The sequence below is a fragment of the Pseudomonas kairouanensis genome (genome assembly GCF_004682055.1).
In the GTDB taxonomy this organism is placed as follows: Bacteria; Pseudomonadota; Gammaproteobacteria; order Pseudomonadales; family Pseudomonadaceae; genus Aquipseudomonas; species Aquipseudomonas kairouanensis.
Genome location: NZ_QUZU01000042.1, coordinates 15,678 through 30,822 on the forward strand (window position 1 = coordinate 15,678; position 15,145 = coordinate 30,822).

Sequence of the window (15,145 nt, forward strand, 5' to 3'; positions counted from 1 at the left end):
CGGATAACGGGAAAGCGCATCAGTAGATCAGCGCGTTTCACGCCGCCGGCTCTAGATAGTTAGTTTAAACTGCGCCATTGCGATGCTATTTGTCGCATTGGCGTAAACCCGCCAAAATCGCGGGTTGGCGCTATAAGAAGTTGTCGCTTGGCGACAAGGCCGCACTGAAAACTGTCCTTACAATCCCTGCATCGCCCGCCATGTCCAGGCAGGCGTTCCTCTTCAGGAGACTCCGATGTCCGTTGAGCAAGCCCCGGTGCAACGTGCCGATTTCGACCAGGTCATGGTGCCTAACTACGCACCTGCCGCCTTCATTCCCGTGCGTGGCGAAGGTTCCCGTGTATGGGACCAGGCCGGTCGCGAGCTGATCGACTTTGCCGGCGGCATCGCGGTCAACGTATTGGGCCATGCCCACCCGGCGCTGGTCGGAGCACTGACCGAGCAGGCCAACAAGCTGTGGCATGTCTCCAACGTATTCACCAATGAGCCGGCCCTGCGCCTGGCCCACAAGCTGATCGACGCCACTTTTGCCGAGCGTGTGTTCTTCTGCAACTCCGGCGCCGAGGCCAACGAGGCTGCGTTCAAGCTGGCCCGTCGCGTGGCGTTCGACCGCTTCGGCAGCGAGAAGTACGAGATCATCGCCGCGCTTAACAGCTTCCACGGTCGTACCCTGTTCACCGTCAACGTCGGTGGCCAGTCCAAGTACTCCGACGGCTTCGGGCCTAAAATTACCGGCATCACCCACGTTCCTTATAACGACCTGGACGCGCTGAAAGCCGCCGTGTCGGACAAGACCTGTGCCGTGGTACTGGAGCCGATCCAGGGCGAAGGCGGCGTACTGCCGGCCGAACTGGCTTACCTGCAAGGCGCCCGTGACCTGTGCGACGCCAACAACGCGCTGCTGGTGTTCGACGAAGTGCAAACCGGCATGGGCCGCAGCGGCCACCTGTTCGCTTACCAGCACTACGGCGTGGTGCCAGACATCCTCACCAGCGCCAAGAGCCTGGGCGGCGGTTTCCCGATTGCAGCCATGCTTACCACTGAAGCGCTGGCCAAGCACCTGGTGGTTGGCACCCACGGCACCACCTACGGCGGCAACCCGCTGGCGTGCGCGGTGGCCGAGGCGGTGATCGACGTGATCAACACCCCCGAAGTGCTGGCTGGCGTGAATGCCAAGCACGACCTGTTCAAGGCGCGCCTGGAGCAGATCGGCAAGCAATACGGCATCTTCACCGAAGTACGTGGCATGGGCCTGTTGATCGGTTGCGTGTTGAGCGACGCGTTCAAGGGCAAGGCCAAGGACGTGTTCAACGCGGCCGAAAAAGAAAACCTGATGATCCTGCAAGCCGGCCCGGATGTGGTGCGCTTTGCACCGAGCCTGGTGGTGGAAGAGGCGGATATCCAGGAAGGTTTGGACCGTTTTGAGCGTGCTGTGAAGGCGCTGACCCAAGCCTGAAAGCTTCACCTTCTACTGGCCGGACTTGGTCAAAAATGGGGGAGGGGGCTTGCTTCCGATAGCAGTCTGTCAGTTGATAAATCTGGTGACTGAACCACCGCTATCGGGAGCAATCCCCCTCCCACATTGAATCTGGGTGAATTCAGATTCTGTGTCCGGCATTTTTCCCTCTATGAGTTTTTCGAGTTAAGGAGTGACACCATGCTGGTGATGCGCCCCGCGCAAATGGCTGATCTGGGCGAGGTACAGCGTCTGGCCGCAGACAGCCCGATTGGTGTCACCTCCTTGCCGGATGATGTCGAACGCCTGAGCGACAAGATCGCCGCCAGCGAAGCGTCTTTCGCGGCTGAGGTGAGTTTCAATGGCGAAGAAAGCTATTTCTTCGTACTCGAAGACACCGACACCGGCAAGCTCGCCGGTTGCTCGGCCATCGTTGCATCGGCCGGCTATTCGGAACCCTTCTACAGTTTTCGTAATGAGACCTTTGTGCACGCCTCCCGCGAGCTGAAGATCCATAACAAGATCCACGTGCTTTCCCAATGCCACGACCTCACCGGCAACAGCCTGCTCACCAGCTTCTACGTAGTGCCCGAGCTGGTCGGCTCGCCCTGGTCGGAACTCAATTCCCGTGGCCGCCTGCTGTTTGTCGCCAGCCACCCCGAGCGTTTTGCCGACTCGGTGGTGACCGAGATTGTCGGCTACAGCGACGAGAACGGTGACTCGCCGTTCTGGGACGCCATCGGCCGCAACTTCTTCGACCTCAACTACGCCGCCGCCGAGCGTCTGTGCGGGCTGAAAAGCCGTACCTTCCTCGCCGAGCTGATGCCGCACTACCCGATCTACGTGCCGTTGCTGCCTGATGAAGCCCAGGAGGCCATGGGCCAGGTGCACCCCCGTGCCCAGATCACCTTCGACATCCTGATGCGCGAAGGCTTTGAAACCGACCACTACATCGACATCTTCGACGGCGGCCCGACGCTGCACGCACGGGTTTCGGGCATTCGCTCCATCGCCCAGAGCCGCGTGGTACCGGTGAAGATTGGCGAGATGGTCAAGGGGGCCGGCCGCCAGTACCTGGTGAGCAACGCGTCGTTGCAGGATTACCGCGCGGTGATGCTGGAGCTGGACTATGCGCCGGGCAAACCGGTGACCCTGGACCTGGCGGCCGCCGAAGCCCTGGGCGTCGGCGAAGGCGCGAGCGTGCGCCTGGTCGCGGTTTAAAGAATTGAGTGTCGCGGGTGGCTGCCACGCAGCGGCCCGTCTGAGGAGATAGCATGATCGTTCGTCCCGTACGCAGCAGCGATTTACCGGCCCTGATTGATCTGGCGCGCAGCACCGGCACCGGCCTCACCACCTTGCCGGCCAACGAAGAGCGCTTGACCCACCGGGTTGGCTGGGCCGAAAAAACCTTTCGTGGCGATGCCGGGCGCGGCGATGCCGACTACCTGTTCGTGCTCGAAAACGACGAAGGCCGTGTGGTGGGCATTTCCGCCATCGCTGGCGCCGTTGGCCTGCGCGAGCCTTGGTACAACTTCCGGGTGGGCCTGACCGTCAGCGCCTCCCAGGAGCTGAATATCTACCGCGAGATCCCCACGCTGTTTCTGGCCAACGACCTCACCGGCAATTCCGAGTTGTGCTCGTTGTTTCTGCATGCCGATTACCGCACCGGCCTCAATGGCCGCATGCTGGCCAAGGCGCGCATGCTGTTTATCGCCGAGTTCCCGCAGCTGTTTGGCAACAAGATCATCGCCGAGATGCGTGGGGTGTCCAACGACGCGGGGCGTTCGCCGTTCTGGGAAAGCCTGGGTCGGCATTTTTTCAAGATGGAATTCAGCCAGGCCGACTACCTCACTGGCGTGGGCAACAAGGCGTTCATCGCCGAACTGATGCCCAAGTTTCCGCTGTACAGCTGCTTCCTGTCCGAGGATGCGCGCAACGTGATCGGCAAGGTCCACCCAGACACCGAGCCGGCACTGAGCATGCTCAAGAGCGAAGGGTTCAGCTACCAGGGCTACGTCGATATCTTTGACGCGGGCCCGGCGGTGGAGTGTGAAACCACCAAGATCCGTGCGGTGCGCGACAGCCAGTCGCTGGTACTGGCCATCGGCACGCCGGGGGACGACGCCACGCCGTTCCTGATCCACAACCGCAAGCGCGAGGAGTGCCGCATCACCGCCGCCCCCGCCCGTCTGGCGGCAGGCACATTGGTGGTCGACCCTCTGACCGCCAAGCGCCTGCAACTGGTGGTGGGCGATCAAGTGCGCGCTGTTCCGTTATCTGCTGCTCGGGAGTCGAAACCATGAATTCGCTGTATATCGCAGGTAGCTGGCTGGCTGGTCAGGGTGAGCTGTTCGAGTCGCGTAACCCGGTGACCCAGCAGGTGCTGTGGGCTGGCAATGGCGCTACGGCCGAACAGGTTGAGTCCGCCGTGCAGGCTGCCCGCCAGGCATTCCCGGCCTGGGCCCGCCGTTCGCTGGAAGAGCGCATCAGCGTGCTGGAAAGCTTCGCCGCGACCCTGAAAGCGCGCGCCGACGAAATCGCCCGTTGCATCGGTGAGGAAACCGGCAAGCCTCTGTGGGAATCGGCCACCGAAGTCACCAGCATGGCCAACAAGATCGCCATCTCGGTGCAAAGCTACCGCGAGCGTACCGGCGAGAAGAGCGGCCCCCTGGGCGACGCCACCGCTGTGTTGCGTCACAAACCCCACGGTGTGGTAGCGGTGTTTGGCCCGTACAACTTCCCTGGCCACTTGCCCAACGGCCATATCGTCCCGGCGCTGCTGGCGGGCAATACCGTGCTGTTCAAACCGAGCGAGCTGACCCCCAAGGTCGCCGAGCTGACCGTGCAGTGCTGGATCGAAGCCGGTTTGCCGGCGGGTGTGTTGAACCTGCTGCAAGGCGCGCGGGAAACCGGCATCGCCCTGGCGGCCAACCCAGGTATCGACGGGTTGTTCTTCACCGGCTCCAGCCGCACGGGCAACCATCTGCACCAGCAATTCTCCGGGCGCCCGGACAAGATCCTGGCCCTGGAAATGGGCGGCAACAACCCTTTGGTGGTCGATGAGGTAGCGGATGTGGATGCGGCCGTCTACACCATTATTCAGTCGGCGTTTATCTCCGCAGGCCAGCGTTGCACCTGTGCCCGTCGCCTGCTGGTGCCGCAAGGCGCGTGGGGCGATGCGTTGCTCGCGCGTCTGGTGGCGGTCAGCGCAACGATTGAAGTCGGCGCATTCGATCAGCAACCGGCGCCATTCATGGGCTCGGTGATTTCCCTGGCGGCAGCCAAAGCCTTGATGGATGCCCAGGCGCTGATGTTGGCCAACGGTGCCGTGGCGCTGCTGGAAATGACCCAGCCGCAGGATCAGGCCGCGCTGTTGACGCCGGGCATCATCGACGTGACCGGCGTAACCGAGCGTGAAGACGAAGAACTCTTCGGGCCGCTGTTGCAAGTGATTCGCTACACAGATTTTGAAGCGGCGATTGCCGAGGCCAACAACACCCAGTACGGCCTGGCTGCGGGTTTGTTGTCGGACTCCGAAGCGCGCTACCAGCAGTTCTGGCTGGAAAGCCGCGCGGGGATCGTCAACTGGAACAAGCAGCTGACGGGCGCCGCCAGCACCGCGCCGTTCGGTGGGGTAGGGGCCTCGGGCAATCATCGCGCCAGTGCGTATTACGCGGCCGATTATTGTGCGTATCCGGTGGCTTCGCTTGAGACGCCGAGCCTGGTGGTGCCTGCCACCCTAACCCCCGGCATTACGCTGATCTAAAGGTGGGAGGGGGCTTGCTCCCGATGGCGGTGTGTCAGTCACCTGATTTATCAACTGACAGATTGCTATCGGGAGCAAGCCCCCTCCCACATTGGATCTCTGTAGTGCTGAAGATTGCCTATAAAAACAGATGTTCGTGGAGCCTCGCCGATGAAATCCTATGAAGTCAATTTTGACGGTCTAGTGGGGCCGACCCATAACTACGGCGGTTTGTCCTTCGGCAACGTCGCGTCCCAAAGCAACAGCCAGCAGCATTCCAACCCCAAGGAAGCGGCGTTGCAGGGCCTGCAGAAAATGAAAGCCCTGATGGACATGGGCTTTGTGCAAGGTGTATTGGCGCCCCAGGAACGTCCTGATGTGGCCGCCTTGCGCAGCCTTGGTTTCAGCGGCACCGACGCCCAGGTTATCCAGCACGCGGCCAAAGAAGCCATGCCGTTGCTGGTCGCCAGCTGCTCCGCATCGAGCATGTGGGTGGCCAACGCCGCCACCGTCAGCCCGAGCGCCGACACCTTTGATGCCCGCGTGCACTTCACCGCCGCCAACCTCAACTGCAAATACCATCGCAGCATCGAGCACCCGACCACCAGCCGCGTTTTGGGTGCCATGTTTGCCGATGCAAAGCACTTCGCCCACCACGCCGCCTTGCCGGCGGTGGCGCAGTTTGGCGATGAAGGTGCGGCCAACCACACGCGTTTCTGCCGTGAATACGGCGAGGCAGGCGTTGAGTTTTTTGTGTTCGGTCGCAGTGCGTTCGACCCGCGTTATCCAGCGCCGCAGAAATACCCGGCGCGCCAGACCCTTGAAGCTTCCCAGGCGGTTGCACGCCTGCACGGGCTTAAAGAGCAAGGCGTGGTCTACGCCCAGCAGAATCCAGCAGTGATCGATGCCGGGGTATTCCACAACGACGTGATCGCGGTGGGTAACGGCGAAGTGCTGTTCTTTCACGAGGACGCCTTCCTCAATACCGAGCCGATGCTGGCCGAGTTGCAAGCCAAGCTGGGCAAGCTGGGGGGCAACTTCCAGTCCGTTTGCGTGCCTCGTGCCCAGGTCAGCGTTGAAGATGCGGTGCGTTCCTACCTGTTCAACAGCCAATTGCTGACCCGCGCCGACGGCTCGATGCTGCTGATCGTGCCGGAAGAGTGCCGCGCCAACGAACGCGTGTGGAATTACCTGCAAGGCCTGACCGCCTCCGGTGGGCTGATCCGCGAAGTGAAAGTATTCGACCTCAAGCAAAGCATGCAGAACGGCGGCGGCCCGGCGTGCCTGCGCTTGCGTGTGGCCTTGAACGAAACGGAACTGGCGGCGGTGAATCCAGGGGTTATCATGACGGCGCCGTTGTACGACACCCTGACCCAATGGGTTAACAAGCACTACCGCGACAGCCTGCGCGAAAGCGACCTGGCTGACCCGCAGTTGCTGCTTGAGTGCCGGACGGCACTGGATGAACTGACGCAAATCCTTAAACTGGGCTCGGTTTACCCTTTCCAGATCAATTAAACGCCGCACGGCTGAGAGCTAAATATGACCACCGACACCCTGAAGCTGATCCTTGAAGACACCGACGGCACCCAGCTGGAAACCTTCTGCACCCGCGTCGCCGTGGTCTGGCAGGGCAAGGAAATCTGGATCCAGCACGACGGTCGCGGCCAACTGCTGATCGGTGTAGACGTGGAAGAGGGCGACGCCGAGTACGCCAACCTGCTGATGCGCCCATTGGCTACCAACCTGATGAGCCTGCAACTGGAAATGGAACCGGCCGACGTTGAAGGTGATGACGACGATCACGTCCACGGCCCAGGCTGCAACCACTAAGGAAGTGTGCTTATGCTCGCCCTCGGCAAACTGCTTGAACTGACCCTCGCCGGTCGTGAACCGGCGCAAAAGATTCAACTGACTGTCGACGGCGTGCAGATGCGCTGGCTCAGCGAGGGCGCACTTGAAGTGCGCCCGCCGCAGGGCAAGGACCATGGCGGCGACCTGCTGCTGTCGTCCGGCATCCATGGCAACGAAACGGCGCCGATCGAACTGCTCGACCGCCTGTTGCATGGCATTGCCCGTGGGGAGATCAAACCCCGCAACCGAATCCTGTTCCTGTTCGGCAACCCCGAGGCCATGCGCCGCGGTGAGCGTTACCTGGAGCTGGACGTCAACCGGCTGTTCAATGGTCGTCACGAACAAAACATCGGCCCGGAGGCCATGCGTGCCGCCGAGCTTGAGCAACTGGCCCGCAGCTTCTTCAGCCTGCCTGACCGTTCGCGCCTGCATTACGACCTGCACACCGCCATTCGCGGCTCGAAGATCGAGCAGTTCGCCCTGTACCCGTGGAAGGATGGGCGCCAGCATTCCCGCCGCGAACTGGAACGCCTGCGTGCCGCCGGCATGGAGGCGGTGTTGCTGCAGAACAAGACCTCCATCACCTTCACTGCGTTTACCTACGAGCAGCTGGGTGCCGAGGCCTTTACCCTGGAGTTGGGCAAGGCGCGGCCGTTCGGGCAGAACCAGGGTGTGGATGTGTCGCGCCTGGAAGCTCGTCTCAAACAGATCATCGAAGGCGCTGAGCCTGAAACCGGCAGCCTCGACGGTCTGAAACTGTTTGCCGTGTCACGCGAAGTGATCAAGCACAGTGATGCGTTCATCCTGCATTTGCCGGCGGACGTGGAAAACTTTTCGGAGTTGGCCAAGGGCTATTTGCTGGCCGAAGACGTGGCCAAGACCCGTTGGGTGATCGAGGAGGAGGGGGCGCGCATCATCTTCCCTAACCCGAAAGTGAAGAACGGGTTGCGGGCGGGCATCTTGATTGTGCCGACGACGGATGCTGGCCTGGCGTAAATCTCAAGGTCTAGCACTACCCAATGTGGGAGCGGGCTTGCTCGCGAATGCGGTGTATCAGTCAACTTATTCAGTGACTGACACCCTGCATTCGCGAGCAAGCCCGCTCCCACATTTGGTTTGCAGTGTGGCTTAGACCGCTACCGCCCGTGGCTCGCTACGGCGAATCGCACGGACTTTGTGCAGCGTATCTGCGCAAGTCTTGGCTGCTTCCTGGCCCTTGTGCACGAAGTGATCATGGAAGAATGCATGGTGCTCGCTGCCGGCGTGGAAGTGATGCGGGGTCAGGGACACCGAGAACACCGGCACTTCGGTTTCCAGCTGCACCTGCATCAGGCCGCTGACCACCGACTGGGCCACGAACTCGTGACGGTAGATACCACCGTCCACCACGAGCGCCGCGGCAACGATACCGGCGTAACGACCGGTCTTGGCCAGCAGCTTGGCGTGCAGGGGCATTTCAAAGGCGCCGCCGACTTCGAAGAAATCGATGTCCGATTCCTGATAGCCCTGGGCGATCATTTCGGCGAGGAAGCCTTTACGGGATTGGTCGACAATATCCTTGTGCCAGCAGGCCTGGATAAACGCGACGCGCTCGCCGTGGTGGTTTTTGCTTTTGCTGTCGATTGCGGTGGGTTGCATGTTCTGACTCCTGTTTAAGAAAAAAACAGGGCGTTATGAATCGAATGGGATTTAAGGGTACGCAAACAAGGCGGCCCTTAGGTGCCAATCCCGTTCTCTCTTCATCCGGACTATGACCGTCGGCCCCGGGATCACACCGGGTCTGCTGACCTTGTCGCCGTCCTGCGTGAGCAGTTCGAGGCGCCAAGCGCTCGCGGGCTATGCACATTGCGTGCAATTACCGCCGGTGGGGAATTGCACCCCGCCCTGAGAACGTTGCCGCCAGAACCCTGGCGGCGGAGAGTTTTTAACATGGTTTTTCATAAACTGCACCACTGTCGTATCGATAGGCTATATCGGTTTGTTTGGTTGGTATTCGATTGAATGCGCGTGGGGCTTGATATTCCGTGGCTTTGCCCGCAGTAATCACCCTCAAAAGGAACTTACTCAAACCTTCAGAGGCTTGTTACATGTCTGTTATCGACCTGCGCAGCGACACCGTGACCCAACCCACCCCCGGCATGCGGGACGCTATGGCCACTGCCGCCAGTGGCGATGACGTGTATGGCGAAGACCCAAGCGTCAACCATCTGGAGGCTGAGCTGGCCAAGCGCCTGGGCTTTGAAGCCGCGTTGTTCGTGCCCACCGGCACCATGAGCAACCTGCTGGCGTTGATGGCCCACTGTGAGCGCGGCGAGGAATACATCGTCGGTCAGCAGGCCCACACCTACAAATACGAAGGCGGGGGCGCGGCAGTGCTCGGTTCGATCCAGCCGCAGCCGCTGGAGGTGCAGGCGGACGGCTCACTGGACCTGGACCAAGTGCTGGCGGCCATCAAGCCCGATGACTTCCACTTCGCCCGTACCCGCCTGCTGGCCTTGGAAAACACCATGCAGGGCAAAGTACTGCCCCTGGACTATCTGGCCAAGGCGCGCGCGTTCACCCGTGAGCACGGCCTGGCCTTGCACCTGGACGGCGCGCGCCTCTACAACGCGGCCGTGAAGCTTGGGGTGGATGCGCGGGAGATTGCCCAGCACTTCGACTCGGTGTCGGTGTGCCTGTCCAAGGGCTTGGGGGCGCCGATTGGCTCGGTGTTGTGCGGCACCACAGCGTTGATCGCCAAGGCCCGGCGCTTGCGCAAAATGGTTGGCGGCGGCATGCGCCAAGCCGGTTCCCTGGCGGCGGCGGGGTTGTACGCGCTGGATCACCAGGTTCAGCGCCTGGCCGACGACCACGCCAACGCCCAATGGCTGGGGGATGAATTGCGCAAGGCCGGTTTCGAGGTGGAGCCGGTGCAGACCAACATGGTCTATGTGCAGATCGGCGACCAGGCCCAGGCCCTCAAAGCCTTTGCCGCCGAGCGTGGGATCAAGTTGAGCGCCGCTGCGCGCTTGCGCATGGTCACGCATCTGGACGTCAGCCGGGCGCAGATCGAGCAGGTGCTGGCGACATTCGTCGAATTTTCGCGCAAATGACCTTGCAGGCCGTCTAATTGAACCGCTCTATCGCATAAACACGCTGTACCACCGGCAAAGGGCCGATATAATGCGGCCCTTTGCCGTCGCTCCGTCTGATGATGTTGCGCACTGGCCTTTGGCCGCAGCCTCCGTGGAAGAACCTAATGAAAAGCGCAGAAATCCGTGAAGCCTTCCTTCGCTTCTTCGAAGAGCAAGGTCACACCCGTGTCGCCTCCAGCTCCTTGATCCCAGGCAATGACCCAACCCTGCTGTTCACCAACGCGGGGATGAACCAGTTCAAGGACTGCTTCCTGGGCCAGGAAAAACGTGCCTACACCCGTGCCACCAGCAGCCAGAAGTGCGTGCGGGCCGGCGGTAAGAACAGCGACCTGGAAAACGTGGGCTACACCGCTCGCCACCACACTTTCTTCGAAATGCTGGGTAACTTCAGCTTTGGTGACTATTTCAAGAAAGATGCGATCACCTTCGCCTGGACCTTCCTGACCGGCGTGTTGAAGCTGCCCAAGGAAAAACTCTGGGTCACCGTCTACGCCACCGACGACGAAGCCTATGACATCTGGACCCAGGAAATCGGCGTACCGCAAGAGCGCATGATCCGCATCGGCGACAACAAAGGTGCGCCGTACGCGTCCGACAACTTCTGGACCATGGGCGATACCGGCCCGTGTGGCCCGTGCACCGAGATCTTCTACGACCACGGCGCCGACATCTGGGGCGGCCCGCCAGGCTCGCCGGAAGAAGACGGCGACCGCTACATCGAGATCTGGAACAACGTATTCATGCAGTTCAACCGCACCGCCGATGGCGTGTTGCATCCGTTGCCAGCACCGTCGGTGGATACCGGCATGGGCCTGGAGCGGATCAGTGCGGTGATGCAGCATGTGCATTCCAACTACGAAATCGACCTGTTCACCAACCTGCTGAGCGCTTCGGCCGCTGCCATTGGTTGCGCCAATGAAAGCCAGTCGTCCCTCAAGGTGGTGTCGGACCACATCCGTTCCTGCGGCTTCCTGATTGCCGATGGCGTGCTGCCGTCGAACGAAGGCCGTGGTTATGTGCTGCGCCGTATCATCCGTCGCGCCTGCCGTCACGGGAACAAGCTGGGCGCCACTGGCAGCTTCTTCTACAAGATCGTCGCTGCACTGGTTGCCGAGATGGGCGAAGCCTTCCCGGAACTCAAGCAGCAGCAAGGCAACATCGAGCGCGTGCTCAAGGCCGAAGAAGAGCAGTTCTCCAAGACCCTGGAGCATGGCCTGAAGATCCTGGAACAGGATCTGGCCGAACTCAAAGGCACCGTGGTGCCGGGCGACGTGGTGTTCAAGCTGTATGACACCTACGGCTTCCCGATGGACCTGACCGCCGACATCGCCCGCGAGCGCGAGCTGACCATCGATGAGGCCGGTTTTGAGCGCGAGATGGAAGCCCAGCGCGTGCGTGCACGTTCCGCCAGCTCGTTTGGCCTGGACTACAACACCCTGGTCAAGGTCGACGTGCCGACCGAGTTCACCGGCTACAGCGCCACCGTGGGTTCGGCCAAGATCGTTGCCATCTATAAAGACGGCCAGTCGGTCGACGTATTGAACGAGGGCGAAGAGGCCGTTGTGGTCCTGGACCAGACGCCGTTCTACGCCGAGTCCGGTGGCCAGGTTGGCGACTGTGGCTTCCTGAGTTCGACCTCCGGCCGTTTTGAAGTGCGCGACACCACCAAGACTGGCGGCGCGTTCCTGCACCACGGCGTGCTGGTGCTGGGCAACCTGACCATCGGTGCGCCGGTGGACACCCAGGTTGATGCTGACGTGCGCCACGCTACCGCGCTGAACCACTCGGCCACTCACCTGTTGCACGCTGCGCTGCGCCAGGTACTGGGCGAGCACGTTCAGCAGAAGGGGTCGTTGGTCGATAGCCAGCGTCTGCGTTTCGACTTCAGCCACTTTGAAGCGATCAAGCCTGAGCAGATCAAGGCTCTGGAAGACATCGTCAACGCCGAGATTCGCAAGAACACCCCGGTGCAGACCGAAGAAACCGACATTGAGACCGCCAAGGCCAAGGGCGCCATGGCGCTGTTCGGCGAGAAGTACGGCGACAGCGTGCGCGTGCTGAGCATGGGCGGCGATTTCTCGGTAGAGCTGTGTGGCGGTATCCATGCCAACCGTACCGGCGACATTGCCCTGCTTAAAATCATCAGCGAAGGCGGCGTGGCCTCCGGTGTACGGCGTATCGAGGCAGTCACCGGCGCTGCGGCCCTGGCCTACCTCAATGCCGCAGAAGAACAACTCAAGGAAGCGGCCAGCCTGGTCAAGGGCAGCCGCGACAACCTGATCGACAAGCTGTCGGCTGTGCTGGAGCGCAACCGTGCGCTGGAGAAACAGCTGGAGCAATTGCAGGCCAAGGCAGCCAGCGCGGCGGGCGACGATCTGTCGGCTGCAGCGGTGGACGTCAAGGATGTGAAGGTTCTGGCTGCACGCCTGGACGGTCAGGACGGCAAGGCGCTGTTGGCGCTGGTCGATCAGTTGAAGAACAAGCTCGGCCGCGCAGTGATCCTGCTCGGCAGTGTCCATGAGGATAAGGTCGTTCTGGTTGCCGGTGTAACCAAGGACCTGACTGGCCAACTCAAGGCCGGTGATTTGATGAAGCAAGCCGCTGCGGCAGTGGGCGGGAAGGGCGGTGGTCGTCCGGACATGGCGCAAGGCGGTGGTGTAGATGCCGGTGCCCTGGACGCGGCCCTGGCCCTGACCGTGCCGTTTGTCGAGGCGGGTATTTAAGGCGCTGTGAGCGAGCCCATGGTCTAGTCATGGGCGCGCTCAAGTGCTGGAAGATTGGTTTATTGGGCGCCCCTTTACGGGCTGAGGCGGCTTAGAAATGGCTTTGATCGTACAGAAATTTGGAGGCACCTCGGTCGGTTCTGTCGAAAGAATCGAACAGGTGGCTGACAAGGTTAAGAAATTCCGCGATGCCGGCGACGACCTGGTGGTGGTGCTGTCGGCCATGAGCGGCGAGACCAATCGCCTGATCGAACTGGCCAAGGCAATCAGCGGCGATCAACAACCGCTGCCGCGTGAGCTGGATGTGATTGTGTCCACCGGTGAGCAGGTGACGATCGCCTTGCTGGCCATGGCGCTGAACAAACGTGGTGTGCCAGCGGTGTCCTACACTGGCAGTCAGGTGCGCATCCTTACCGACAGCGCGCATACCAAGGCGCGGATCCTGCAGATCGACGATCAGAAAATCCGTACCGATCTGAAAGCCGGCCGCGTGGTAGTAGTAGCAGGCTTCCAGGGTGTGGACGAGCAGGGCAATATCACCACCCTGGGCCGTGGCGGTTCGGACACCACCGGTGTAGCGCTGGCAGCGGCTCTCAAGGCTGATGAATGCCAGATCTACACGGATGTGGACGGTGTCTACACCACTGACCCGCGTGTCGTGTCCGTGGCCCAGCGCCTGGACAAGATCACCTTTGAAGAGATGCTGGAAATGGCCAGCCTCGGTTCCAAGGTGTTGCAGATCCGTGCGGTGGAGTTCGCCGGCAAGTACAACGTTCCGCTGCGCGTATTGCACAGCTTCAAAGAGGGTCCGGGTACCCTCATTACTATTGATGAAGAGGAATCCATGGAACAGCCGATCATTTCCGGTATCGCATTCAACCGTGATGAAGCCAAGCTGACTATCCGTGGCGTGCCAGACACCCCGGGCGTGGCGTTCAAGATCCTGGGCCCGATCAGCGAGGCCAATGTTGAAGTCGACATGATCGTGCAGAACGTTTCGCACGATAACACCACCGATTTCACCTTCACCGTGCACCGCAACGAGTACGATGCGGCGCTGAAGATCCTGGAGAACACTGCGAGCGAGATTGGCGCCCGTGAAGTGATCGGCGATACCAAGATTGCCAAGGTGTCGATCGTGGGCGTGGGCATGCGTTCCCACGCCGGCGTTGCCAGCCGCATGTTTGGGGCCCTGGCCAAGGAAAGCATCAACATCCAGATGATCTCCACCTCGGAGATCAAGGTCTCGGTGGTGATCGAAGAGAAGTACCTTGAACTGGCTGTACGCGCGCTGCACACGGCTTTCGAGCTGGACGCTCCGGCCCGACAGGGCGAGTGATGTAATGCCAGGAAGGCGCGGATTACCGCGCCTTTCCTTTTTTTGTAGGGCGCATGTTCTTTTTCGTGCGCTCGACAATACTAAGGCGGTAGGTCTATGGCCATTTGGTTGTAGGTCGAAGGCCTTTTTTTTGCAGACTGTTGTTCCTGAACTGAAATGCGTGAGGAGAAAGGTATGCTGATTCTGACTCGTCGTTGCGCAGAAAGCCTGATTATCGGTGATGGCGAAATCACCGTGACCGTGCTCGGCGTCAAAGGCAATCAAGTGCGTATTGGGGTTAACGCTCCGAAAGAGGTAGCGGTCCACCGCGAGGAAATCTACCTGCGGATCAAGAAAGAGAAGGACGAAGAACCAAGCCTTTAATTTTTATCGTTTTTTATGTTTGCAAACGGGGATGAACGTGGTTAATATACGCCCCGTGTTGCGGAGAGCTGGCCGAGTGGCCGAAGGCGCTCCCCTGCTAAGGGAGTACACCTCAAAAGGGTGTCGGGGGTTCGAATCCCCCGTTCTCCGCCATTATTTGCTTAGTACGTTGCAATCTGGTTTTTTCGTTAAGTGGTTGAAATTAAACGAAAAAATAGCTTTACATAGAGATTGAACGGCCTATAATGCGCGGCAACAAATGCACTCGTAGCTCAGCTGGATAGAGTACTCGGCTACGAACCGAGCGGTCACAGGTTCGAATCCTGTCGAGTGCACCATTTAAGAGTCAGTTGCAGCAATGCAGGTGACTTGGCTCCAACCAGTTGTGATCTGGTCTAAAAACACAATCTGCACTCGTAGCTCAGCTGGATAGAGTACTCGGCTACGAACCGAGCGGTCACAGGTTCGAATCCTGTCGAGTGCACCATACAAACAAAAAGCCCGCCTAGTGCGGGCTTTTTGCCGTCTGGG

12 protein-coding genes, 3 tRNA genes and 1 riboswitch are annotated in these 15,145 nt (G+C 60.5%); of the genes, 14 read left to right on the top strand and 1 reads right to left on the bottom strand.

Annotated elements, in window-relative coordinates; genetic code table 11:
* The first annotated feature begins 235 nt into the window (after window positions 1-235).
* From DYL59_RS25130 to astE, 7 genes are all read left to right on the top strand, one after another.
* Complete coding sequence (locus DYL59_RS25130; RefSeq protein WP_135291611.1) at window positions 236-1,456, top strand: aspartate aminotransferase family protein; 1,221 nt, start codon at window positions 236-238, stop codon at window positions 1,454-1,456.
* 201 nt (window positions 1,457-1,657) lie between these two features.
* Window positions 1,658-2,677, top strand: a complete 1,020-nt coding sequence (gene aruF / locus DYL59_RS25135) for an arginine/ornithine succinyltransferase subunit alpha (protein WP_105525015.1) — start codon at window positions 1,658-1,660, stop codon at window positions 2,675-2,677.
* Between the two features lie 53 nt (window positions 2,678-2,730).
* Window positions 2,731-3,759 (top strand): arginine N-succinyltransferase, encoded by a 1,029-nt coding sequence (gene astA, locus DYL59_RS25140; protein ID WP_135291612.1) that lies wholly within the window; start codon window positions 2,731-2,733, stop codon window positions 3,757-3,759.
* Window positions 3,756-5,222 carry a succinylglutamate-semialdehyde dehydrogenase gene (astD, locus tag DYL59_RS25145; protein ID WP_135291613.1) on the top strand — a complete coding sequence of 489 codons (1,467 nt, stop codon included), beginning with the start codon at window positions 3,756-3,758 and terminating at the stop codon, window positions 5,220-5,222. The genes astA and astD overlap by 4 nt, the downstream gene beginning before the upstream one ends.
* A gap of 150 nt (window positions 5,223-5,372) precedes the next feature.
* Window positions 5,373-6,719 carry an N-succinylarginine dihydrolase gene (gene astB, locus DYL59_RS25150; RefSeq protein ID WP_135291614.1) on the top strand — a complete coding sequence of 449 codons (1,347 nt, stop codon included), beginning with the start codon at window positions 5,373-5,375 and terminating at the stop codon, window positions 6,717-6,719.
* Window positions 6,720-6,743: 24 nt separating this feature from the next.
* Window positions 6,744-7,034 (top strand): topoisomerase II, encoded by a 291-nt coding sequence (locus tag DYL59_RS25155; protein WP_135291615.1) that lies wholly within the window; start codon window positions 6,744-6,746, stop codon window positions 7,032-7,034.
* 12 nt (window positions 7,035-7,046) lie between these two features.
* Window positions 7,047-8,051 carry a succinylglutamate desuccinylase gene (astE, locus tag DYL59_RS25160; protein ID WP_135291616.1) on the top strand — a complete coding sequence of 335 codons (1,005 nt, stop codon included), beginning with the start codon at window positions 7,047-7,049 and terminating at the stop codon, window positions 8,049-8,051.
* Between the two features lie 132 nt (window positions 8,052-8,183).
* Here the strand turns inward: astE and DYL59_RS25165 are convergent, their stop codons facing one another.
* Window positions 8,184-8,693 carry a 6,7-dimethyl-8-ribityllumazine synthase gene (locus tag DYL59_RS25165; protein ID WP_101272595.1) on the bottom strand — a complete coding sequence of 170 codons (510 nt, stop codon included), beginning with the start codon at window positions 8,691-8,693 and terminating at the stop codon, window positions 8,184-8,186.
* An 88-nt stretch (window positions 8,694-8,781) separates the two neighbouring features.
* Window positions 8,782-8,951: riboswitch (FMN riboswitch) on the bottom strand.
* A gap of 191 nt (window positions 8,952-9,142) precedes the next feature.
* Between DYL59_RS25165 and ltaE the strand changes: the two genes are divergently transcribed.
* The 7 genes from ltaE (at window position 9,143) to DYL59_RS25200 (ending at window position 15,101) form a co-directional block, all read left to right on the top strand.
* Entirely contained in the window at window positions 9,143-10,147 is a 1,005-nt protein-coding gene (gene ltaE, locus DYL59_RS25170) for a low-specificity L-threonine aldolase (RefSeq protein ID WP_135291617.1), read from the top strand.
* A gap of 146 nt (window positions 10,148-10,293) precedes the next feature.
* Window positions 10,294-12,912, top strand: coding sequence for an alanine--tRNA ligase (gene alaS, locus DYL59_RS25175; RefSeq protein WP_135291618.1), 2,619 nt, complete (start codon window positions 10,294-10,296; stop codon window positions 12,910-12,912).
* A 97-nt stretch (window positions 12,913-13,009) separates the two neighbouring features.
* Window positions 13,010-14,251 carry an aspartate kinase gene (locus DYL59_RS25180; protein WP_135291619.1) on the top strand — a complete coding sequence of 414 codons (1,242 nt, stop codon included), beginning with the start codon at window positions 13,010-13,012 and terminating at the stop codon, window positions 14,249-14,251.
* Between the two features lie 174 nt (window positions 14,252-14,425).
* Window positions 14,426-14,614 (top strand): carbon storage regulator CsrA, encoded by a 189-nt coding sequence (gene csrA / locus DYL59_RS25185; RefSeq protein ID WP_003175645.1) that lies wholly within the window; start codon window positions 14,426-14,428, stop codon window positions 14,612-14,614.
* Between the two features lie 62 nt (window positions 14,615-14,676).
* A tRNA-Ser gene (locus DYL59_RS25190) sits at window positions 14,677-14,767 on the top strand.
* A gap of 108 nt (window positions 14,768-14,875) precedes the next feature.
* Window positions 14,876-14,952 (top strand) — tRNA-Arg (locus DYL59_RS25195).
* 72 nt (window positions 14,953-15,024) lie between these two features.
* Window positions 15,025-15,101, top strand: a tRNA-Arg gene (locus tag DYL59_RS25200).
* Window positions 15,102-15,145 lie beyond the last annotated feature (44 nt).